Origin of the sequence: Streptomyces vilmorinianum (assembly GCF_005517195.1) — a bacterium.
Lineage (GTDB): Bacteria > Actinomycetota > Actinomycetes > Streptomycetales > Streptomycetaceae > Streptomyces > Streptomyces vilmorinianum.
This window is the reverse complement of the sequence record NZ_CP040244.1, coordinates 6835111-6855436: the sequence shown is the minus strand read 5'-3', so window position 1 is coordinate 6855436 and position 20326 is coordinate 6835111. Positions and strand designations below refer to the sequence as shown.

Annotated in this window: 26 protein-coding genes; 14 read left to right on the top strand and 12 right to left on the bottom strand. The window is 69.7% G+C overall.

Going from position 1 to position 20326, the window contains the following annotated elements; all coding sequences use genetic code 11:
* Window positions 1–16: 16 nt before the first annotated feature.
* Window positions 17–214: a hypothetical protein gene (locus FDM97_RS31815; RefSeq protein WP_432816266.1), complete on the bottom strand. Its 198-nt coding sequence runs from the start codon at window positions 212–214 to the stop codon at window positions 17–19.
* On the opposite strand from FDM97_RS31815, the gene FDM97_RS31810 reads away from it, so the two are divergent.
* On the top strand, window positions 206–469 hold the full coding sequence (locus FDM97_RS31810; RefSeq protein ID WP_137993953.1) for a hypothetical protein: 264 nt from the start codon (window positions 206–208) through the stop codon (window positions 467–469). The two genes, FDM97_RS31815 and FDM97_RS31810, sit on opposite strands and share 9 nt — an antisense overlap.
* On the opposite strand, the gene FDM97_RS31805 is transcribed toward FDM97_RS31810, so the two are convergent.
* From FDM97_RS31805 to FDM97_RS31780, 6 genes are all read right to left on the bottom strand, one after another.
* Window positions 430–720, bottom strand: a complete 291-nt coding sequence (locus FDM97_RS31805; protein WP_137993952.1) for a hypothetical protein — start codon at window positions 718–720, stop codon at window positions 430–432. The two genes, FDM97_RS31810 and FDM97_RS31805, sit on opposite strands and share 40 nt — an antisense overlap.
* An 88-nt stretch (window positions 721–808) precedes the next feature.
* Complete coding sequence (locus tag FDM97_RS31800) at window positions 809–1414, bottom strand: phage tail tube protein (RefSeq protein ID WP_137993951.1); 606 nt, start codon at window positions 1412–1414, stop codon at window positions 809–811.
* A gap of 135 nt (window positions 1415–1549) precedes the next feature.
* On the bottom strand, window positions 1550–1957 hold the full coding sequence (locus tag FDM97_RS31795; protein WP_137993950.1) for a hypothetical protein: 408 nt from the start codon (window positions 1955–1957) through the stop codon (window positions 1550–1552).
* A 419-nt stretch (window positions 1958–2376) separates the two neighbouring features.
* Entirely contained in the window at window positions 2377–2583 is a 207-nt protein-coding gene (locus FDM97_RS31790; RefSeq protein WP_254705820.1) for a MerR family transcriptional regulator, read from the bottom strand.
* Complete coding sequence (locus tag FDM97_RS31785; protein WP_137993949.1) at window positions 2577–3296, bottom strand: hypothetical protein; 720 nt, start codon at window positions 3294–3296, stop codon at window positions 2577–2579. The genes FDM97_RS31790 and FDM97_RS31785 overlap by 7 nt, the downstream gene beginning before the upstream one ends.
* Window positions 3289–3762 carry a WhiB family transcriptional regulator gene (locus FDM97_RS31780; RefSeq protein WP_175439304.1) on the bottom strand — a complete coding sequence of 158 codons (474 nt, stop codon included), beginning with the start codon at window positions 3760–3762 and terminating at the stop codon, window positions 3289–3291. The genes FDM97_RS31785 and FDM97_RS31780 overlap by 8 nt, the downstream gene beginning before the upstream one ends.
* A gap of 232 nt (window positions 3763–3994) precedes the next feature.
* Here FDM97_RS31780 and FDM97_RS31775 point away from each other — a divergent pair, with 232 nt between their 5' ends.
* From FDM97_RS31775 to tuf, 5 genes are all read left to right on the top strand, one after another.
* Entirely contained in the window at window positions 3995–4444 is a 450-nt protein-coding gene (locus FDM97_RS31775) for a helix-turn-helix domain-containing protein (RefSeq protein ID WP_137993948.1), read from the top strand.
* A gap of 347 nt (window positions 4445–4791) precedes the next feature.
* Entirely contained in the window at window positions 4792–5163 is a 372-nt protein-coding gene (gene rpsL / locus FDM97_RS31770) for a 30S ribosomal protein S12 (protein ID WP_003948652.1), read from the top strand.
* A 2-nt stretch (window positions 5164–5165) separates the two neighbouring features.
* A complete protein-coding gene (gene rpsG / locus FDM97_RS31765) occupies window positions 5166–5636 on the top strand; it encodes a 30S ribosomal protein S7 (RefSeq protein WP_003966970.1) in 471 nt (156 codons plus the stop codon).
* A 39-nt stretch (window positions 5637–5675) separates the two neighbouring features.
* A complete protein-coding gene (gene fusA, locus FDM97_RS31760; RefSeq protein WP_137993947.1) occupies window positions 5676–7805 on the top strand; it encodes an elongation factor G in 2130 nt (709 codons plus the stop codon).
* Between the two features lie 151 nt (window positions 7806–7956).
* Window positions 7957–9150: an elongation factor Tu gene (tuf, locus tag FDM97_RS31755; RefSeq protein WP_137993946.1), complete on the top strand. Its 1194-nt coding sequence runs from the start codon at window positions 7957–7959 to the stop codon at window positions 9148–9150.
* 104 nt (window positions 9151–9254) lie between these two features.
* Here the strand turns inward: tuf and FDM97_RS31750 are convergent, their stop codons facing one another.
* Window positions 9255–11243 (bottom strand): PIG-L family deacetylase, encoded by a 1989-nt coding sequence (locus FDM97_RS31750; protein WP_254705819.1) that lies wholly within the window; start codon window positions 11241–11243, stop codon window positions 9255–9257.
* A 257-nt stretch (window positions 11244–11500) separates the two neighbouring features.
* Between FDM97_RS31750 and FDM97_RS31745 the strand changes: the two genes are divergently transcribed.
* A complete protein-coding gene (locus FDM97_RS31745; protein ID WP_254705818.1) occupies window positions 11501–12445 on the top strand; it encodes a hypothetical protein in 945 nt (314 codons plus the stop codon).
* Between the two features lie 58 nt (window positions 12446–12503).
* Here FDM97_RS31745 and FDM97_RS31740 read toward each other — a convergent pair whose 3' ends face one another.
* From FDM97_RS31740 to FDM97_RS31730, 3 genes are all read right to left on the bottom strand, one after another.
* Complete coding sequence (locus FDM97_RS31740; protein WP_175439303.1) at window positions 12504–13028, bottom strand: hypothetical protein; 525 nt, start codon at window positions 13026–13028, stop codon at window positions 12504–12506.
* Between the two features lie 250 nt (window positions 13029–13278).
* Window positions 13279–14079, bottom strand: coding sequence for a helix-turn-helix domain-containing protein (locus FDM97_RS31735; protein ID WP_137993944.1), 801 nt, complete (start codon window positions 14077–14079; stop codon window positions 13279–13281).
* Window positions 14080–14287: 208 nt separating this feature from the next.
* The gene (locus FDM97_RS31730) at window positions 14288–14746 is read right to left on the bottom strand and encodes an ATP-binding protein (RefSeq protein ID WP_137993943.1); all 459 of its coding nucleotides are present in this window, start codon (window positions 14744–14746) and stop codon (window positions 14288–14290) included.
* 140 nt (window positions 14747–14886) lie between these two features.
* Between FDM97_RS31730 and FDM97_RS31725 the strand changes: the two genes are divergently transcribed.
* Window positions 14887–15762, top strand: coding sequence for a helix-turn-helix domain-containing protein (locus FDM97_RS31725; RefSeq protein WP_137993942.1), 876 nt, complete (start codon window positions 14887–14889; stop codon window positions 15760–15762).
* Window positions 15759–15950, top strand: coding sequence for a DUF397 domain-containing protein (locus tag FDM97_RS31720; protein WP_137993941.1), 192 nt, complete (start codon window positions 15759–15761; stop codon window positions 15948–15950). Before FDM97_RS31725 ends, FDM97_RS31720 begins: the two co-directional genes overlap by 4 nt.
* Here FDM97_RS31720 and FDM97_RS31715 read toward each other — a convergent pair.
* Entirely contained in the window at window positions 15928–16764 is an 837-nt protein-coding gene (locus FDM97_RS31715) for an RNA repair domain-containing protein (protein ID WP_137993940.1), read from the bottom strand. The genes FDM97_RS31720 and FDM97_RS31715 overlap by 23 nt on opposite strands.
* Window positions 16765–17221: 457 nt before the next feature.
* Between FDM97_RS31715 and FDM97_RS31710 the strand changes: the two genes are divergently transcribed.
* The 5 genes from FDM97_RS31710 to rplW all read left to right on the top strand — a co-directional run bounded on the left by FDM97_RS31710 (window position 17222) and on the right by rplW (window position 20321).
* Entirely contained in the window at window positions 17222–17938 is a 717-nt protein-coding gene (locus tag FDM97_RS31710) for a YoaK family protein (RefSeq protein ID WP_137993939.1), read from the top strand.
* Between the two features lie 429 nt (window positions 17939–18367).
* Window positions 18368–18676 carry a 30S ribosomal protein S10 gene (gene rpsJ, locus FDM97_RS31705; RefSeq protein ID WP_003948644.1) on the top strand — a complete coding sequence of 103 codons (309 nt, stop codon included), beginning with the start codon at window positions 18368–18370 and terminating at the stop codon, window positions 18674–18676.
* Between the two features lie 13 nt (window positions 18677–18689).
* The gene (gene rplC / locus FDM97_RS31700; protein ID WP_137993938.1) at window positions 18690–19334 is read left to right on the top strand and encodes a 50S ribosomal protein L3; all 645 of its coding nucleotides are present in this window, start codon (window positions 18690–18692) and stop codon (window positions 19332–19334) included.
* A 4-nt stretch (window positions 19335–19338) separates the two neighbouring features.
* Window positions 19339–19998 carry a 50S ribosomal protein L4 gene (gene rplD, locus FDM97_RS31695; RefSeq protein WP_137993937.1) on the top strand — a complete coding sequence of 220 codons (660 nt, stop codon included), beginning with the start codon at window positions 19339–19341 and terminating at the stop codon, window positions 19996–19998.
* Entirely contained in the window at window positions 19998–20321 is a 324-nt protein-coding gene (gene rplW, locus FDM97_RS31690; protein ID WP_137993936.1) for a 50S ribosomal protein L23, read from the top strand. The genes rplD and rplW overlap by 1 nt, the downstream gene beginning before the upstream one ends.
* Window positions 20322–20326 lie beyond the last annotated feature (5 nt).

The window sequence follows — 20326 nt, the reverse complement described above, 5'->3', positions numbered from 1 at the left end:
CCGTGGGGGAGTGGCATCAGCCGAAGAACCGGGCGAGGGCTCCGGGGGAGACCCCGTCGCCGGCGCTCTCCCCCTCCGGGGAGTCCTCGTCCCGCCCCTCCCCGTCCTCGTCGGTGGCACCCGGACGGGGAACGGGCTTCGGGGGATCGGGCTGGTCGCCCTCCTCGGAGTTGACGCACGTGAACATCCAGTTGGCGACGGCCAGATGGTCCACCGCCGCCGCGAGCAGATGGTCGCTGATCGACCACTCGGCGGCCTCCCCGTGGATCTCGCGCTGGACGGCGCTGTCCGTGGGCAGGTGCTTGATCAGCGCGAGGACGCGCCGGCTGGAGAGTTCACCACGGTGCCAGTCGAGGAGGTCGACGCCGTAGTAGCGGAGGAGGTCCGCCTCGAGCGCCTCGGCGTGTTCGTCGACGAACTCGACGAGGCTCAGTCTTCCCCCAGGCCGAGCCCGGTCTCGCGGCCGTAGGCCTCGAGGATCGCGGCGATGTCCTGCATCGTCACGTCGTGCTGCTCGAAGCGAGCGAACTGCTTCTCACCCATCAGGAGCGCGAGCAGGCCGTCCACGTCGTTGTCGTCGAGCTTGCGCAGCGCCTTGGCGGTCGCGCGGCTCAGTTCGGTCGGAAGGGTGTAGCTCTCGCCGTCCAGCTCGAAGGACCAGGCGTGGCCGTGGGCCTCCTGGCGCTGGGCGCGGGCGGCGTTGACGTCGAAACGGGCCATGGTGATGCGTACTCCTTGTTCGAGTGAGTGAAGAGGAGAAGGGGCGGGGCGGGACAGCGGTCCGCCGTCCCGCCCCGGGGGAGAGGGATCAGACCGCCGCGCCGTACTGGCTGTCCTTCATGAGGAAGGTGGCCAGCGGCTTGCTGTCGCCGTTCGACATCGCGCTGAAGGTGACGCCCAGCGTGGACGCCGCCTTACGGGCCAGCTTGATGTCGTCGGAGGCGGTGACCTGACCGCGCGGGATGATGAAGCGGTACGTGACCGCGGTGGTGCCACCGGCCTTGACGTCGGTGAACTCCAGGCCGAGGGCGCGCGCGTCGGCGTACGGACGCTCGGCGATCTCGTACTTGTACGTCTCCGTCGACGCGGCCGGCTCCGCCTCGACCTTGCCGCCGCCCATGAAGAACGGCAGCGTGTCCTCGTTGAACTGGAGCATGGAGAACTTCAGCGAGAGGTCACGGGCCGAGTAGATGTAGTGGATCGGGGAGACCGACTGCCACGAGTCGATGGCCTCCAGCTTGTCCTTCTTCGAGAAGGTGACGCCGTCGCCCGTGGTGAAGCCGAGGTCGGTCCAGCCGGTCCAGTCGGCGGCGGAGTCGCCGCTGCCGAAGGCCGGGGCGGCGGTGCCGACCTTGGCCACGTAGAGCTTGCCGATGCCTGCGACGCGGATCTCGGCGGAGTTGTTACCTGCCATGGTGGGGTTTCTCCTTGGTGAGAGGGTGATGAGAGAGCACCGCCCCGGGCGTCGGGCCCGGGTACGGCAAAGGCCCCGCCGGGTGGCAGGGCCTGGTCTGTGGGGTCGAGTGCGCGCCGGCTGGGCGCCGGTCCGTCAGAAGACGGTCACGGACAGCCGGATGAGGCACACGTAACGGTTGGCGCCGCGGTACAGGTAGTCGGGCATCCAGCGCGGGCCGTCCTGCTCCTCGACGTCGTGGAAGACGTTGCTGCCGACCTGCTTGCCGAGGGTCGCGAGCAGCGCCTGCCGGGCCGCGTTCGCGAGGATGTGGGCGGCGTTCTTGGTCGGCCCGTACACCTCGAACTCGATCACCGGCATGTCGACGTGCTGATCGCCGATCCAGGCGCCGCCGCGCCGGTTCACGAGGACGGCGCTCTGGGTGCCGTCGAAGCCGGCCGGCGGGGTGACGGCGACCGTGGCGCCGGCGAGGGCGGGGGCGGCCTTGAGGACGTCGACGACCAGCTTCTCGACGTCTGGGAAGGCACTCGGGGGAGTGGTCATGACGGTTCTCCTCAGGAGCGTGATGGCGTGAGCCGCTGCCGGGGCGCTCCCGCGGGGAAGGGGGGCGCACGGCACGGGAGCGCACCCGGACAGCGAACGGCGGAGCTGCGGCCCGACTCGCGGGCACAGCTCCGCCGCTGCACCAACTGTGACAGAGAGCGTGCGCGCACGCAACTAATTCGCGGAGCGGGTTACGGAACGGGGCCCGGGGGCCCTCGCCGCGGCCCCCGGGGCCCTTCGCCGCGCGCGGTCCGGCCGACGCCGGGCGCCGGTGACCTCGGCGTACCACGGTGTGCCGCACGTCCTCGTGGGTCGGCGTCGCCGCGCCCGGGTACGGCGCCGCCGTCGGGCCGCGGGGAAACGCGGAGCGCCCCCTGTCCGGGGCGGACAGGGGGCGCTCGGTGGGGCACGGGCAGGCGTCAGACGGAGGCGCGGGGCTTCCTGCGCGCCGCCCGCTCCGCGGCGAAGACGTCCTCCAGGCGGAAGAGCTGCGCCCGGCCGGCCTTGCCGGCGGCCCTCAGATGGCCCAGCTGGACCCACTTGCGGATGGTCGCCGGGGCGACCCCCGCCTCCTCCGCGGCGAGCGGTCCCGGGATCAGGGCGGGTAGCGACAGGGTCTTCAGCACGGGGTCTCCTCCATCGCGGCTTCGAGTTCCTCGGTACGGCAGCCCGCCGCGTCCGCCAGGTCGCCCCACTCGGCCTCGGGCCACAGATGGCGGTACGCGGGGTCGTCCTGGCAGCCGCACTCCTCGTCGGCGCACGTACAGGCCGGGTTGACGCACAGCACGGCCCGCCGGTCGGGGAAGGCCCGCAGCGACACCGAGTCGCACCAGGGGCAGCGCCCCGAGACCCGTACCACCGCCTCCGTGTCGCCGAGCGTCCGCGCACAGCGGCGCGCCATCCGGCGCAGCTCGTCGCGCACGTGCCGGGCCAGGTCGGGGTGGGCCGCGATGTCGTCGAGCAGCGCGGTCGTCCGCCGCAGGCGCTCGACGACCGGGGCCCGGCCGGGGCGCGGCAGGCCGAGCCGGGCGCGTACCGCCTCCTCCAGCTCGACCACGCCGTCGGTGATGTCCCGGATGGCGTCGGATATGTGCAGCCGGATCGGGGCGGCGCCGTGGCCCGGGACGACGAGGCCGTGCCGCTGCTGGAGGAGCAGGGCCTCGCGGCGCTCCTCGCGGATGAGCTCGTCCCGGCCGGGGTGCGGCGCGGCGGGGGCGGTGCCCGACGGGGAGCGGCGGCCGGGCGCGAGCTCCTCGGCGAGCTCGGGGAACTGGCGGACGAGCGAGGCGGTCCACAGGGCGATGTCGGTGCGGATGCGGTCGATGGCGCGGTCAGTCACGGACGCTCCCGGCGGTGGAGGGTGTGGAGGTGATGGCGCCCGCGCCCGCGGCTCCCGTCGCCGTACGGTCTGCGGCGCCCGCCTCCGTAAGGGCTGGGGTCGCCGTCGTCGCACGGACCGCGGCGGCTTCCGCGGTGCCGGCCGGCGTCGCCGCACGGGCCACGGCGTCCGTCGCCGCACCGGCCGTCGCGCCCGGCGCCGGACGAACCCGCGCCGCCTTCGCCGTACGTGACGTACGTGCCGCGGGCGCAGGGCGGCCGTTGCGCCACAGGCGGCCCGCGCAGACGCCGTCGAACCAGCTCTCCGCCGGTGCGACGGCCTGCTCGCACTCACGGCGGACCGGGCAGACCGCGCAGGCGCGCAGGGCCGGGGCCGCCTGCTGGGCGCGCCGGGAGAAGACGACGGCCGGAGGGAGGCCGGCGCACGCGGCGGCGGCCCGCCAGGAGGGAGAGTCGGACAGCAGCAAGGTTGTTCTCCAGGGTCCGGGGCCAATGGGCGTCCCGTGGGGCCTATGAGGTCCCTGGGGCTCAGGAGGCCGATGCGGTCGGCGGCGAGCCAGCGTTACATGTTGCGTGCGAGCGCGCAACAAACTTGTGGAGATCCCTTTACCGATTCGACACGGTGCGCGCCCGAAAGCACGTAATTCCGTGCGCGCAAGCACGCTAGAGTGTGCCGCCTGGAGGACTGAGGAGCGTGAGATGACCACTCGTGGGCTGGACGAGTTCGCAGGCTGGGTCGAAGGCCTGATGAGAGAGCGCGGCTACGACATCGACAGCCCGCGCGGCGGCGGGAAGTCCCGGATCGCGGACGAGGCCGGCGTTCACCGTGCCGCCGTGACCCGGCTGCTGCAGCGGCAGAGCATGCCCGACCTGGAGACCATGCGCAGGATCGCCCCGCTGCTCGGGGTGTCCGTCCGCGACATGCTGATCCGGTCCGGCCGGGTGACCCCCGAGGAGCTGCCGCTCGCGGCGGACCTGCTCCCGCCGAACGACTGGCAGCCCTCGCTGGAGGACTTCGCCCGCTGGCTCGGTGTGCCGGATGAGCGGCTCGGTGTTTTCATCAAGGTGGTGAACCAGTTCCTGGAACCCGAGGATGAGGGCGTGGAAGGTGGCGAAACGACCGAGGCGAGGCGTACCGCTCGCGACTGAGCGGCGTGCTCGCGTGCGCACGGGGGAGCCGGGGTGACGACCGCCCCGGCTCCCCTGCGCGTGGGTACCCCGGTCGTCCGCGTCGCCCGAGGTCGGCCGGGCCTTGGGGGGCATGGGCATTTGTTTTGACCGGAGTCCGTACGGTAGGTACGCTCAGACCTTGTGCCTGGGGTGTGCCTGGGCTCGTGTGCGTGTCCTCAACCGCACGGCGAGTTCGTCAACGGCCACCGCAATCTGCGCTTTTTCCGCCCTCGGCGGAGGTCCGCAGTATTCGACACACCCGACCGCGTGGGTCGGTGCTGTGTTCCAGGTTAGTTTTACGACGGCACACAGAAACCGGAGAAGTAGTGCCTACGATCCAGCAGCTGGTCCGGAAGGGCCGGCAGGACAAGGTCGAGAAGAACAAGACGCCCGCACTCGAGGGTTCCCCTCAGCGTCGCGGCGTCTGCACGCGTGTGTTCACGACCACCCCGAAGAAGCCGAACTCGGCCCTCCGTAAGGTCGCGCGTGTGCGTCTGACCTCGGGCATCGAGGTCACGGCCTACATCCCGGGTGAGGGTCACAACCTGCAGGAGCACTCCATCGTGCTCGTGCGTGGTGGCCGTGTGAAGGACCTGCCGGGTGTTCGTTACAAGATCATCCGCGGTTCCCTCGACACGCAGGGCGTCAAGAACCGTAAGCAGGCTCGCAGCCGCTACGGCGCCAAGAAGGAGAAGTAAGAATGCCTCGTAAGGGCCCCGCCCCGAAGCGCCCGGTCATCATCGACCCGGTCTACAGCTCTCCTCTTGTCACCTCGCTGATCAACAAGATCCTGCTGGACGGCAAGCGTTCCACCGCCGAGCGCATCGTCTACGGTGCCATGGAAGGCCTCCGCGAGAAGACCGGCAACGACCCGGTCATCACGCTGAAGCGCGCCCTCGAGAACGTGAAGCCGTCCCTCGAGGTCAAGTCCCGCCGTGTCGGTGGCGCCACCTACCAGGTGCCGATCGAGGTCAAGCCCGGTCGCGCCTCCACCCTCGCTCTGCGCTGGCTCGTGGGTTACTCCCGCGCCCGCCGCGAGAAGACCATGACCGAGCGCCTCATGAACGAGCTCCTCGACGCCTCCAACGGCCTCGGTGCTTCGGTCAAGAAGCGTGAGGACACGCACAAGATGGCCGAGTCCAACAAGGCCTTCGCGCACTACCGCTGGTAGTCGCAACCCACATCGAGACCGAGAGAAGACTGAGCCGATATGGCTACCACTTCGCTTGACCTTGCCAAGGTGCGCAACATCGGCATCATGGCTCACATCGACGCGGGCAAGACGACCACCACCGAGCGGATCCTGTTCTACACCGGCGTTTCGTACAAGATCGGTGAAGTCCACGACGGCGCTGCCACGATGGACTGGATGGAGCAGGAGCAGGAGCGCGGCATCACCATCACGTCCGCCGCGACGACCTGCCACTGGCCGCTCGAGGACGTCGATCACACCATCAACATCATCGACACCCCGGGCCACGTCGACTTCACCGTCGAGGTGGAGCGTTCGCTCCGCGTGCTCGACGGTGCCGTGACGGTGTTCGACGGCGTCGCCGGTGTCGAGCCCCAGTCCGAGACTGTCTGGCGTCAGGCGGACCGCTACGGCGTTCCGCGTATCTGCTTCGTCAACAAGCTCGACCGTACGGGCGCCGAGTTCCACCGCTGCGTCGACATGATCGTGGACCGCCTCGGCGCCGTCCCGATCGTCATGCAGCTCCCCATCGGTTCCGAGATGGACTTCCAGGGTGTCGTGGACCTCGTCCGCATGAAGGCCCTGGTCTGGTCCGCGGAAGCGACCAAGGGCGAGATGTACGACGTCGTCGACATCCCGGCCACGCACACCGAGGCCGCTGAAGAGTGGCGCGGCAAGCTGGTCGAGACCGTCGCCGAGAACGACGAAGAGATCATGGAGCTCTTCCTCGAGGGCCAGGAGCCCACCGAGGAGCAGCTGTACGCCGCGATCCGTCGTATCACCATTGCCTCCGGCAAGGGTGGCGGCGAGAAGACGATCACCCCCGTCTTCTGTGGCACCGCGTTCAAGAACAAGGGTGTTCAGCCCCTGCTCGACGCGGTCGTGCGCTACCTCCCCTCCCCCCTGGACGTCGAGGCCATCGAGGGCCACGACGTCAAGGACGCGGAGCTGGTCGTCAAGCGCAAGCCGTCCGAGGAGGAGCCGCTTTCGGCCCTCGCGTTCAAGATCGCGAGCGACCCGCACCTCGGCAAGCTCACCTTCGTCCGGATCTACTCCGGTCGCCTGGAGGCCGGCACCTCGGTGCTGAACTCCGTCAAGGGCAAGAAGGAGCGCATCGGCAAGATCTACCGCATGCACGCGAACAAGCGTGAGGAGATCGACTCGGTGGGCGCCGGCGACATCGTCGCCGTCATGGGCCTGAAGCAGACCACCACCGGTGAGACGCTGTGCGACGAGAAGAACCCGGTCATCCTGGAGTCCATGGACTTCCCGGCGCCGGTCATTCAGGTCGCGATCGAGCCCAAGTCCAAGGGTGACCAGGAGAAGCTGGGTGTCGCCATCCAGCGTCTCGCGGAGGAGGACCCCTCCTTCCAGGTTCACTCGGACGAGGAGACCGGCCAGACCATCATCGGTGGTATGGGCGAGCTTCACCTCGACATCCTCGTCGACCGTATGCGTCGCGAGTTCAAGGTCGAGGCGAACGTCGGCAAGCCGCAGGTCGCGTACCGCGAGACGATCCGCAAGGCCGTCGAGCGCGTGGACTACACCCACAAGAAGCAGACCGGTGGTACCGGTCAGTTCGCCAAGGTGCAGATCGCGATCGAGCCCATCGAGGGCGGCGACACGTCGTACGAGTTCGTGAACAAGGTCACCGGTGGCCGCATCCCGAAGGAGTACATCCCTTCGGTCGACGCCGGTGCGCAGGAGGCCATGCAGTTCGGCATCCTGGCCGGCTACGAGATGACTGGCGTCCGCGTCATTCTTCTCGACGGTGCCTACCACGAGGTCGACTCCTCCGAGCTCGCGTTCAAGATCGCCGGTTCGCAGGCCTTCAAGGAGGCCGCGCGCAAGGCTTCCCCCGTCATCCTTGAGCCGATGATGGCCGTTGAGGTCGTCACGCCCGAGGACTACATGGGTGAGGTCATCGGCGACATCAACTCCCGCCGTGGTCAGATTCAGGCCATGGAGGAGCGCAGCGGCGCTCGCGTCGTGAAGGGCCTCGTGCCCCTCTCGGAGATGTTCGGCTACGTCGGAGACCTCCGCAGCAAGACCTCGGGTCGCGCAAGCTACTCGATGCAGTTCGACTCCTACGCCGAGGTTCCCCGGAACGTCGCCGAGGAGATCATCGCGAAGGCCAAGGGCGAGTAACTCTCCCGAGTTCACGCTTTAGGCTTGACACCAGTCGCCGGGGCTCAGTCCCCCGAAACCCGAGGGATCGGGCCCCGGCGCCTGGCATCCCAGCAAAGATCACCTGGCGCCGATGAAGCAAGGCGTTCAGAACCACTCCAGGAGGACCCCAGTGGCGAAGGCGAAGTTCGAGCGGACTAAGCCGCACGTCAACATCGGCACCATCGGTCACATTGACCACGGTAAGACGACCCTCACGGCCGCCATTACCAAGGTGCTGCACGACGCGTACCCGGACCTGAACGAGGCCTCGGCCTTCGACCAGATCGACAAGGCTCCTGAGGAGCGCCAGCGCGGTATCACCATCTCCATCGCGCACGTCGAGTACCAGACCGAGTCGCGTCACTACGCCCACGTCGACTGCCCCGGTCACGCGGACTACATCAAGAACATGATCACGGGTGCGGCGCAGATGGACGGCGCCATCCTCGTGGTCGCCGCCACCGACGGCCCGATGCCGCAGACCAAGGAGCACGTGCTCCTGGCCCGCCAGGTCGGCGTTCCGTACATCGTCGTCGCCCTGAACAAGGCCGACATGGTGGACGACGAGGAGATCCTGGAGCTCGTCGAGCTCGAGGTCCGTGAGCTCCTCTCCGAGTACGAGTTCCCGGGCGACGACCTGCCGGTCGTCAAGGTCTCGGCGCTCAAGGCGCTCGAGGGCGACAAGGAGTGGGGCCAGTCGGTCCTGAACCTGATGGCCGCCGTCGACGAGGCGATCCCGCAGCCCGAGCGTGACGTCGACAAGCCGTTCCTGATGCCGATCGAGGACGTCTTCACGATCACCGGTCGTGGCACCGTCGTCACCGGCCGTATCGAGCGTGGTGTCCTCAAGGTCAACGAGACCGTCGACATCGTCGGTATCAAGCAGGAGAAGACCACCACCACGGTCACCGGCATCGAGATGTTCCGCAAGCTGCTCGACGAGGGCCAGGCCGGTGAGAACGTCGGTCTGCTCCTCCGTGGCATCAAGCGCGAGGATGTCGAGCGCGGCCAGGTCATCATCAAGCCCGGTTCGGTCACGCCGCACACCGAGTTCGAGGCCCAGGCCTACATCCTGTCGAAGGACGAGGGTGGCCGTCACACCCCGTTCTTCAACAACTACCGCCCGCAGTTCTACTTCCGTACCACGGACGTGACCGGCGTCGTGACCCTCCCCGAGGGCACCGAGATGGTCATGCCGGGCGACAACACCTCCATGACCGTCGAGCTGATCCAGCCCGTCGCCATGGAGGAGGGCCTGAAGTTCGCCATCCGTGAGGGTGGCCGGACCGTGGGCGCCGGCCAGGTCACCAAGATCAACAAGTAATTGTCGATCGCTTGACCTGTGCCGCTCCTGACGGAGCGTCATAAGAGGGCCCCCGGCCCGCCGTTCGCGGCGGACCGGGGGCCCTCGTCGTTTCTCCCGCGTGGCTACAGCCGGGGTGCCGACACCGGCCGCCACAGCCACGGGTGGGCGTCGGCGCCCAGCCCGACGGCGAGCGGGCCGCCCGGGACGAGATGCAGCGCGGCGGCCTGCACGGCCACCGTTCCCTGCGTACGGGTGTGGAGCCGGCCGCCCTGCCGTAGCTGGATACGCCCCCGCAGGTCCCTGCCCAGCAGCACGGTTCCGCTCGCGTCCGCGCCGGCGGCCACGGAACCGTACCCGTCGAAGAACGCGTTCCCGCTGTCCGTGCTTGCCAGCAGGGTCTTGTCGGCGGGCTTGCGGTAGTACACCGCCACGCCGTCGGGCCCCGGGACGGCGGCGACGGGATCACCGGCGAGGGGCAGTGGCCCGGCGAGTGTCCCGTCGACCCAGTGCACGACGGACGCCCGGCCCGCGGCCAGCAGATGCACGCGCCCGGCGCCGTCGACCGCGGCGGCCAGACCGTCCTGGACCTCGTCGGTGCCCTCCAGGGCCCGCCACGCGGACCACGCGCCGTCGGCGTCCCGTACCCGCGTCGAGACACCCTTGTCCGCGTTGCGTACGAAGAGATGGACCCGCCCGTCGGGGGCGGTCACGGCCACCGGCACACCGACCCGGCGGCCCCGGTCGTCGCCCCGCTCCGGACTGCCCAGGCCGCGCCAGGCGAGGAACGGGCCGCCGGGGGAGCGCTGCTCCAGGAGGACCACCTCCCGCTTGTTCGGGCCGCCACGGCCGGCGAGCGCGGCGAAGCGCACCCCGAACAGCAGGGCGCGGCCGTCGGGGAGCGTGGCCGAGCCCAGCGCGGGCGCGAGCGGCCCGCCGCCCAGGTCCACCGGCTCGCCCCACCGGCCGGAACCCTTCTCCGTCTCCTGCCAGCGGACCGCGCGCAGCCCGAGCACCCCGTACGCGTCCAGCCGCCCGTCGGGGCGCGCGACGACGGCCGGACCTGCGCCGGGCCAGCGGTGGTGGGTGGCGCGCACCCAGCCTTTCCAGTTGGTGAGGGGACGGTCCCCGCCGACGCCGTAGTCCCCGCAGCCCGACGGATTGCCGCACTCCCAGGACGGATCGCCGCCGTACGGGACGAGATGGCCGGCCTTCTCCTTGAGGACCTGCGGCGGGAGGTTCTTGGGCCAGTGTCGGTTGTAGTAGCCGCGGAACGCGGTCGCGACGAACGCCGGTATCGCCCCCGGGCCCTTCTGCGCCTCGGCCACCCAGCGGATCAGCGCGGCCCAGGAGAAGCAGGCGACGGCGGTGTGGTCGCCGTGGTCGGAGTAGCCGGGCTGCTCGCTGTCCCGCTTCCGGGTCGCCTCGTCGCTGACCTGGATGTCCGGGTCCGGGTCCAGCGTCTGCACGACGGTCGGCCGGTAGCGGTCCAGGAGGCCGACCAGGACGTCGATCAGCTGGTCGTGGTCGTAGGTGTCGGACCGCTCGACGGGGGAGTCGGCGGACAGGTGCGTACGCAGTTCGAGGGCGCGGTCCTTCCACAGCGCGGGCAGGGCCATGTAGCGGCGCGAGGTGTGCATGGGCAGATTGAGGAAGATCAGCTCGACCCGGCGGCCGTCGTGGACCAGCGTGTCGATCTCGGCCCGCCGCCCGCCCCGGAGCGTGATGACGTCCTTCTGCCAGGGCGTGAACGCGTCGAGCCCGAGGAGCGTCGCGTACGCCTGGCGCAGGCCCTGATGGCGTGCGGAGGAGTACGCGGCCCGGTCGGGCGGCACCTCGGGCATCCCGGCGACACGGTTGCGGCCCGTGTGCTCGCCGGCGGTGACGTACACGGAGACGAGCGGCACCCCGGCGTCGAGCATGCGCTGGGTGTCCGGGTTCATGAAGTACAGGTCGTCGTCCGGGTGCGCGGCGAACTGCATCAGCTGCGCGCGCCGCGTACGGGCGATCGGCATCCCGGGCGCGGGATCCGCGGTCGGCCCGGTCCGCCGCGGCGCGGGCACGGAACACCCGGCGAGGGCCGCGGCCCCGATCGCGGCGGCGGTCGCGAGCACACGGCGACGACGGGGCGCGTGTTCCGTGCCCCCTGCTATGTCGGCTTCTATGCCGTCCACTGCCACTGCTGCGTCCCCCCGTGCTGCGTACCGTTCCCCGGATTCGGCGGAGGGCCTGGTCGGGGCCGTGATCCGCGCCTAGCTAGACGGCTGCGCGGCACCAAGGGTTGCGGGGGAGCGCGCACTTCGCGCGGGCGTCGGTGGCTGTGAGAGGCTCCGCTTCGCACAATGTGCGGGCTGATCAAGGGGTGGGGTACATGAGCTGGGAGAACGACGGGCAGAGCGCTTTGGGGCGCATGGTGTCCGGGGCGGTCGGGATCGTGGTGACCGCCGGTCTGGCGATTCTCGTGATCCGGCCCGAACTGATGCCGTGGCGCGACGCCGGGGACAGCACACCGCTCGCGGCGGAGACCGCGCGGCCGTCCGAAGCGCCGTCCGAAGAGGCGTACGCGGACATGCCGACGCTGACCGAGCCCTTCAAGGGCTCGCCGGCCCTCCGCTGGGCCGACGGGCCCGCCGGGATCGAGCTGCCGCAGGCCAAGGCGGTCGGCTGGATGTCGAAGGACCAGGTCGCCGCCGCGATGACGAAGACGAAGGAGTTCCTCGTCGCGGCCAACCTCGACCCGGCTGTCATCAAGGGCGACAAGCCCGCGAAGGCGCTGGCGCTCCTCGACCCGCAGCAGCCGGGCGTCCGCGCGGGTGTGGAGAAGGGCCTGGCCAAGCCCACCGAGGAGGACGATCCGACCCTGCTGTTCAGCCGCTTCAGCCCGGCCGAGGTCCGGCTCGTGGGCTCCGTGGTGAAGACCCGGGGGCGGATGACCGTGGAGCACGGCAAGGGTGAGAACGCCCGTGACGTCCTGATCTACACCGATTACACCTTCGTCTACCCGCTCGTGAAGACGCGGCCGGGAGCCGCAGAGGTGACCCGGACGATCGTGCGCCGCCAGGTCACGTTCGCACTGCCAGACCCGGAGAAGTTCGTGGTGACGAGGGGCAAGCTGTCGGTGTACGAGTGGAGCTCGAACGTCGGCAATGACGACTGCGAGCACCCCGTGGACGGCTTCTTCCACCCGCAGTTCGACGAGGACCTGCTGGCGGACCTCGCCGCCGGGGGCTCGGGCGGCCCGGCGGTGGACCCGTACGACCGCAGCCGGGACCTGGACGAGCTGCCACAGGAGTGCGGAACGTCCTCCCGGACGTGAGCGTCACGTACGTTCGTCGACTCAGGCGGCCTGAGAGGCGGCCTGGGCCGGCGGGCGATCAATCCCCCGGCCCGTACTCGAACGTCGTGCATGTACGCCACGTGCCGTCGTCGTAGCGGCACGTCAGCTGCCCGTCCTTGAGCGAGGGGTGGGGCGAGTGCCTGACCGTGCCGTTCATGACGTCGCCTGATCCGTCGGGATCCTCGACCGCCCACGCGACGGCTTGGAAATGCTTGCCGTTCAGGTCGCTCACGGAGCATTGCCCCTGGTCACTGAACCAGGTGCCCTGGGGATTGATCCAGACGTCCTTCCGCTGATAGTTCCCCTGAGGGCAGTCCCTCTGAGTGCCGTCGGTGTACTTCACTTGCACCCGGGCGACCACCTGACTCTTGCCTACGTTTCTCACCATGACGCCGAATGTCGCGCTGGAGTCGGCTGTTTTGACCTGAACACAGGATGCGAGCTGGAGAGTCGTCGAGGGACCGGAAGACCTCCACTCCCCGCAGTAGAGGTTCTCTCCCGAGAACGGAACACTGCCGGTCGCGGCTTTGAGCGTGCTCGTCACCTTCGGGTGGGCGAGCACGCTGTCCAGGGCCCCGGCTCCGGCCGCACCCAGTGCGCCCTGGGCGACTGCGGTGGCCACCGACTGGGCAAGCGCTATGTCCAGGTGTCTCTCCGAAAGCGACCTGCGCCAGGCTCGGCGCACCGCACCGCCTGGTCCTGATCCGACGTTGGGTCAGATGATGGCAGAGTGCGGTCTGATTCGACCAACTGAGCGTGAGAACCGGCCAGTTGGCCAAAACGGAGAGCTGGGTGTCGACCAGGGTGGTTGGTCATGCGGCGCGCGCGGGTGGGTGGGGGCGGCAGTCGCGGCAGCGGCCTGGTTCGGGGGAGCGGAAGGGGCGGTCGCAGCCGTCGCAGTCCTGGAACGGGGGGAGGGTCGCCTGCGGCCTGGCCGGTGGTGGGGGTGGGAGCAGGGCGGCGAGGCGGTGGGCGAGGAACCCGGCCGGGTGGACCAGGTCGTCGGGGAGACGCGCGCCGAGGGTGCGCAGGACGGCTTCGGGGTGGGCGCCGCGTTCGAGCCAGGTGGTGACGCCGGGGGCGAGGCGGTGGATGTCGCGTTCGGCGAGGAGGAGCCGGGGCTCGTGGAGGTGAAGGCGGGCAAGCAGGTCGGCGGCGGGGCGGTGGGCCTGCGCGAGCGGCGGCCGTGGCGCAGGGGGCCGAGGCGGGATCGGAGGCGAGGCCGGAGGCGGGGCGTCCGGCGGCGGTTCCGGCGTCCTCGGTACGGGGTCTGGTTCAGCCCCTGGTCGGTTGTACGAGATCGTGCGTGGAGCCAGTCGGCCGTTGGGCAGTCGCTCGTTGAACCGCTCCAGGTAGCCGTGGGCTTCCAGCTCCCGCATGGCGCCCGCGATCCGCAGCTCGCTCTCCGGGAACCTGGCGGCCAGGGCCTTGATTCCGACCGATGCCCCTGCGGGCAGCGACTGGAGGTGGACGGCCAGCCCGATGGCGAGCAGCGAGAGCTTGCGGTGCTGGGCGAGGTGGTTGCCGACGACCGTGTAGCGGGTCGTGTGCTTGACGTTGCGGTGAATGAGCCCGGAGGCGCGCGAGGGCGCGCTAGGCTGCGAGTAAGCCATCAGGAAGCGCTACTTCCGTGGTGGTCAGGCCCTCGATCGGGAGTGCTAGTCCCGGCCGGGGGCCGACGTATGTCTGGGGGTTGTCGGCGAGAGCATATGCCAGGCAACCGGCCCCAAATCCAGCCTAGTTAGCACAGATCACCCGTGTGAGTGACGGGTGCGCGGCGGGGAGGCTGGAGGGGTTGGGAGGGGTGCTTGCCCCGGTTCCTTAAGTCTTTTCCGTCGTGGGCCGCCGCGACACGGAAGGCCACGTCGCGGTTCCGATCTCCGCCCAGACCGTCTTGCGTGGCACAGGCCCCGTAGTGACGCCCCACCGGTCCGAGAGCGCCTCGACGAGGAGGAGCCCGCGCCCCGACGACGTCTCCGTCGGCCGGCGGACGGCCGGGAGGCGGTCACCCCGTGTGTCCGTGACCTCGATCCGTAGGGCGGTTTCCGTGGAGAGGAGGGCCAGGCGGAAGTCCCGTCCCGGGACGCGGCCGTGGGTGACGGCGTTCGCTGCCAGCTCGGCGACGATGTGGGCTGCGGTGTCCGACACGGCCTCCAGCTCCCAGGAGCGCAGCTGTTCGACGGCCAGGAGACGGGCGAGGCGGGCGCCCCGACGGGTAGCGGAGAGCTGGATTCCGAACTGGCGTACAGACGCCAAGAGTTGGGTTTGATCGTGGTTCATGTCACTCAGAGTGGCGGGGTGTGCGTACGCTGCCCAGCGAACATGCCCTTACGTACGGTGACTGTCCCGAGACTGTCCGGGCTTGTCTCGGCTGTCCGGTGCGACCGGCAGGGTAGGGGCCGCTGAGGAGGTGGGCGCGCATGAGCGTGGACAGTGTGGACGGTACGGACGGTGCGGGGACGGAAGAGCCGGGGTGGGAGGTCGAACCAGGCGACGAGTCCGGCGCGGCGGTCGTCGCGACGGTGGGCCGCCAGATCAAACTGTGGCGGGAGGCGAAGAGCCTGCGGGCGGCGGAGTTCGGCGAGCGGGTCGGGTATGGCGAGGACATGATCCGCAAGATCGAGCGCGGCGCGCGGATCCCACGCCCGGAGTTCCTGGACAAGGTGGACGAGGTGCTGGGCGCCGGCGGGCTGATCTCGGCCATGAAGCAGGACGTGGTGGAGGTCCGGTACCCGAAGAAGGTGCGGGGTCTGGCGAAGCTGGAGGCGCAGGCGGTCGAGTTCTGCCTGTACGGCAACTACAGCATCCACGGTCTGTTGCAGACGAAGGAGTTCGCGCAGGCGCTGTTGCGGACGCGTCGACCGGCGTACGGGGCGGAGGAACTGGAGCGGCTGGTGGCGGCGCGGGTGGCGCGCCACGCGGTCTTCGAGAGGGGACCCGGACCCGAGCTCAGCTTCGTCCAGGAAGAGGTGACGCTGCGGCGCCCGATCGGAGGGAGAATGGTGCTGCGTCGTCAGCTCGAACGTCTGCTGGAGGTGGGGGAGTTGCCGAACGTCGAGATCCAGGTGATGCCGACCGAGCGCGCGGACCATCCCGGTAATGGCGGGCTGATCGAGGTCCTGAAGTTTGGGGACGGCACGGCGGTCGGGCGCTCTGACGGTGCCTTCAACGGCCGGCCCGTATCCGATCACAAACGGCTCCGGATCTTGGAGCTTCGCTATGGCATCATCCGAGCTCAGGCTCTCACCCCGGGGGAGTCGCGGGCCTTCATCCAACAACTGCTGGGAGAGACATGATCCGCAAGCCCGAGCTGGAGTGGTTCAAGAGCAGCTACAGCAGCAACAGCGAAGGTGATGACTGCGTCGAGGTCGCCACCACCCCCGCCACCGTCCACGTCCGTGACTCCAAGGACGTCGAGGGCCCGCGCCTGGCCTTCGGCCCCGGTGCCTGGACCGGCTTCGTCACGTACGCGTCCCAGCGCTGACCTCGTCGGCCCACCGCACCTCGCCCGTACCCAGCGCGACCGTCGCGCGTACGCGCATCGGACCGTCCGCGCGGCGGGAGAGGAGCACCAGCTCCCGCACCCGGGCCGTCATCGAGCCGAGCAGGGCCTCCGAGGTGGTGGCGAGCTGGTGGGGGTCGGTGCTCCGGCCGAGGGAGAGGTGCGGGGTGAACCCCTTGGCGCGCCCGCCGCACAGCGGGAAACGGATCTCCAGGGCCTCCCGCAGGCGGACCCACGGCTGCTCCCCGGCGGCACAGGGGTCGAGCCAGACCGTGGCGTCCTCGCGGTGCCCGAACCAGTGCACCCCTTCGAGCCGGGCCGTGAACGGCGGCACGGCGGCCGCTGCGGCGGCGACGAGCGGCGCCGCCCGTTCGTACTCGTCCTCCGGTACGAACCCGAAGAGGACGTTGACGTGCGGCGGCCAGCGGTGGATCTGCCGGTCGTGCTCGCGGCGGATGTGCTGGATGCGCGGCCACAGCTCGGCCGGCGGCAGCCACGCCACCGCGCTCCGACTGGTCGACGGCACGGCGAGCACCTCACCGGGCGTGACGGGCTCGGCCTCCGCCACCACGATCTCGTCGAGCCGGTCCACCCCCGTCGTCCGGTCCCAGACGACCGCGCCGTCGACCTCGAAGAAGACCACCCGGTGCCAGGGGATCTCCCCACCGGGAACGAAATCGACCAGGTCCATCCGCTGGGGCCGGCCCCCGCGCTCGGCGATCCCCATGACGAAGCGCTCGGGATCGAAGCGGGGATCCCACAGGACCCGGTGGTAGATCTCGTCACTCGTGTGCATGCTCGGCGACTGCCCGCAGAGGGCGCGGCTCACTCCGGGGCGGGGCGTCGTCCGGGGGCGTTCCAACGAACGACTGCCCAGCGGGCGGCTCGCCCCGCGCACGATCTCGTACAACCACCCAGAGGCTGAACCCGCCCCCACGCCGCCGACACCGGAGCCGCCCCCGTACCCGCGGGTCTGCAGCTCCCGCGATCCGCGGCTCGCTCTTCGGGAACCCGCCGGCCAGGGCCTTGATTCCGACGAATGCTCCGACGAGCGCTCCGGCGGGCAGCGGTTGGCAGTGGACAGCGAGCCCGACGGCCAGCAGCGATGGCTCGTGGCGCTGGGCGAGGTGGTTGCCGGCCCTCGAAGGCCCCCGCCTCGCCTTCGGCTCCGTCGCCTGGGTCGGCTTCGCCCCGTACCCCTTCGAGGGCTGACTCGCCGGGCGGGGTGATCGTTCGCGTCTTAGGGTCCAGGTGTGAAGCCCAGGGCAGGGGGCGCGCTCACCTCGATCATGATCGTGCTCACGCTGACGACCGGCATGATCGAGGCCGTCAGTTTTCTCGCGCTCGGCCCGGTCTTCACCGCGATGCAGACCGGGAATCTGCTCCTGCTCGCGTTCGCGCTCACCGGCGCCGCCGGGCTGTCGCCGGCCGCTGCGGGAGTCTCCGGCGCCGGCTTCGTGGTCGGCGCGGTGCTCGGCTCACTGCTGGAGTCGAGCGTGGACACCCGCGGCCGCCGATGGTTCGTACCCGCGCTCCTCGCCGAGGGGCTGCTGCTGGGCGGCGCGGCGCTGGTCGCGTGGCGCACCGGTGTCGTCGGACCGGCTGGACCCGTGGCCGGTCACCATTTCGCCGTGACCGCGCTGGTCGCCGCCGCCATGGGGGTGCGCAACATCACGACCTTGCGGGTACGGGTTCCCGATGTGCCCACGACGCTGTCCACCCGTGCCCTGACCGCGTTCCTCGGCGGTCTGCCGCGCGTCGCGGACCCCCGCATCGGCTCGGGTGCCCGCCCTGAGGGTCGCCGCTTCGCCTCGATCGGGGCGATGTTCGCGGGAGGGCTGCTGGGCGCCTGGCTGCTGCACGAGGGGGTGGGCCCGGCGGCGGTCCTGGGCGTGCCCTGCGCGCTGGCCCTGTTCCTGGGCGTGGCCTTCTGGGTGGCGCCGGAGGGGCGTACGTCCCAGCCGGGGTGACCGGCGCGCTCGGAGGGTCGGCGTTTGACGTGCGTCACGTCCGGGGTATTCTCTCCGGCTCGATTGGCCAGGCCAGCACCCCGTATGGCAGACTGTCGGGGTTGCTCGGTTGAGTGCCGATGCTGCGCGCCTCCCGTCGGGAGGACCGGAAGCGAGTCCCACAGTACTCGTCGACCCCTCGGGTCGGACGTACGGGAATCTTCCGGGAAGCGTCAGCGGGGTGCCGACCAGGCACTCGGTGGCCACTCTGTGGATGTCACAGCCTGACCCCGGCTCGCGGTTCTGGGACCGCACCCCCTTGGTTGGGAAATCCTTAGGGATTTCTGCGTAGAGGGAGTGCGACACGCCCGACCGCGTGGGTCGGAGAAGGGTCCAGAGAGTCGCCGAGTTCCAGAGCGTTAATACAAGAGACAGGACTACTGAGTAGCCATGGCGGGACAGAAGATCCGCATCCGGCTCAAGGCCTACGACCACGAGGTCATCGACTCCTCGGCGAAGAAGATCGTCGAGACGGTGACGCGCACTGGTGCGTCGGTTGCAGGCCCGGTGCCGCTGCCCACTGAGAAGAACGTGTACTGCGTCATCAAGTCGCCGCACAAGTACAAGGACTCGCGCGAGCACTTCGAGATGCGCACGCACAAGCGCCTCATCGACATCCTCGACCCCACGCCGAAGACGGTTGACTCGCTCATGCGCCTCGACCTGCCGGCGGGCGTCGACATCGAGATCAAGCTCTGAGGTGACGCGCGAGATGGCTAAGAACATCAAGGGCATCCTGGGCGAGAAGCTCGGCATGACGCAGGTCTGGGACGAGAACAACCGGGTCGTCCCGGTGACCGTCGTCAAGGCCGGCCCGAATGTCGTGACCCAGGTGCGTACGAACGACACCGACGGCTACGAGTCGGTCCAGATCGCCTTCGGCGAGATCGACCCTCGCAAGGTGAACAAGCCCCTCAAGGGTCACTTCGCCAAGGCCGATGTCACCCCGCGCCGCCACCTGGTGGAGCTCCGCACCGCTGACGCCTCCGAGTACACGCTCGGCCAGGAGATCACCGCCGAGGTCTTCGAGGCCGGCGTGAAGGTCGACGTCACCGGCAAGAGCAAGGGCAAGGGCTTCGCCGGTGCCATGAAGCGCCACAACTTCCGTGGTGGCAAGGCCTCCCACGGTGCCCACCGCGTGCACCGCAAGCCCGGTTCGATCGGTGGCTGCGCCACCCCGGGCCGTGTCTTCAAGGGCATGCGCATGGCCGGCCGTATGGGCAACGAGCGCGTGACCACCCAGAACCTGACCGTTCACGCCGTTGACGCGGAGAAGGGCCTGCTCCTGATCAAGGGTGCGGTTCCTGGTCCGAACGGCGGCCTCGTCCTGGTCCGCACCGCGGCCAAGGGGGCCTGAGGATATGAGCACCATTGACATTCTGTCGCCCTCCGGCGACAAGACCGGGACCGTCGAGCTCCCGGCCGAGATCTTCGAGGCCAAGATCAGCATCCCGCTGATCCACCAGGTCGTCGTCGCGCAGCTGGCCGCCGCCCGTCAGGGCACGCACAAGGTCAAGACGCGTGGCGAGGTCCGTGGTGGTGGCAAGAAGCCGTACCGCCAGAAGGGCACCGGCCGCGCCCGTCAGGGTTCGACCCGCGCCCCGCAGTTCGCCGGTGGTGGCGTCGTGCACGGTCCCGTGCCGCGTGACTACTCGCAGCGGACCCCCAAGAAGATGAAGGCCGCCGCCCTCCGCGGTGCCCTCTCCGACCGGGCGAACCACTCCCGTATCCACGTCGTCTCCGGCGTGGTCGAGGGTGGCATCTCCACCAAGGCCGCCAAGACGCTGTTCGGCAAGATCTCGGAGCGCAAGAACCTGCTCCTGGTCGTCGAGCGCTCCGACGAGGCCGCGTGGCTGTCCGCCCGCAACCTGCCCCAGGTGCACATCCTGGAGCCGGGCCAGCTGAACACGTACGACGTGATGCGATCCGACGACGTGGTCTTCACCCAGACCGCGCTCGAGTCCTTCGTGTCTGGCGCTGCGAAGTCGTCGGCTGCTGACACCGAAGGGAGCGAGGCCTGATGTCCGAGGCCACGATCACCAGCAAGACCTTCACGGACCCGCGCGACGTTCTCGTCAAGCCGGTTGTCTCCGAGAAGAGCTACGCGCTGCTCGACGAGAACAAGTACACGTTCATCGTTGCGCCCGGCGCCAACAAGACCCAGATCAAGCAGGCCGTCGAGGCGGTCTTCTCGGTCAAGGTCACCGGGGTCAACACGATCAACCGCCAGGGCAAGCGCAAGCGCACCAAGGCCGGTTTCGGTAAGCGCAAGGACACCAAGCGCGCCATCGTGACCCTTGCCGAGGGCAACCGTATCGACATCTTCGGCGGTCCGACCGCCTAAGGGCG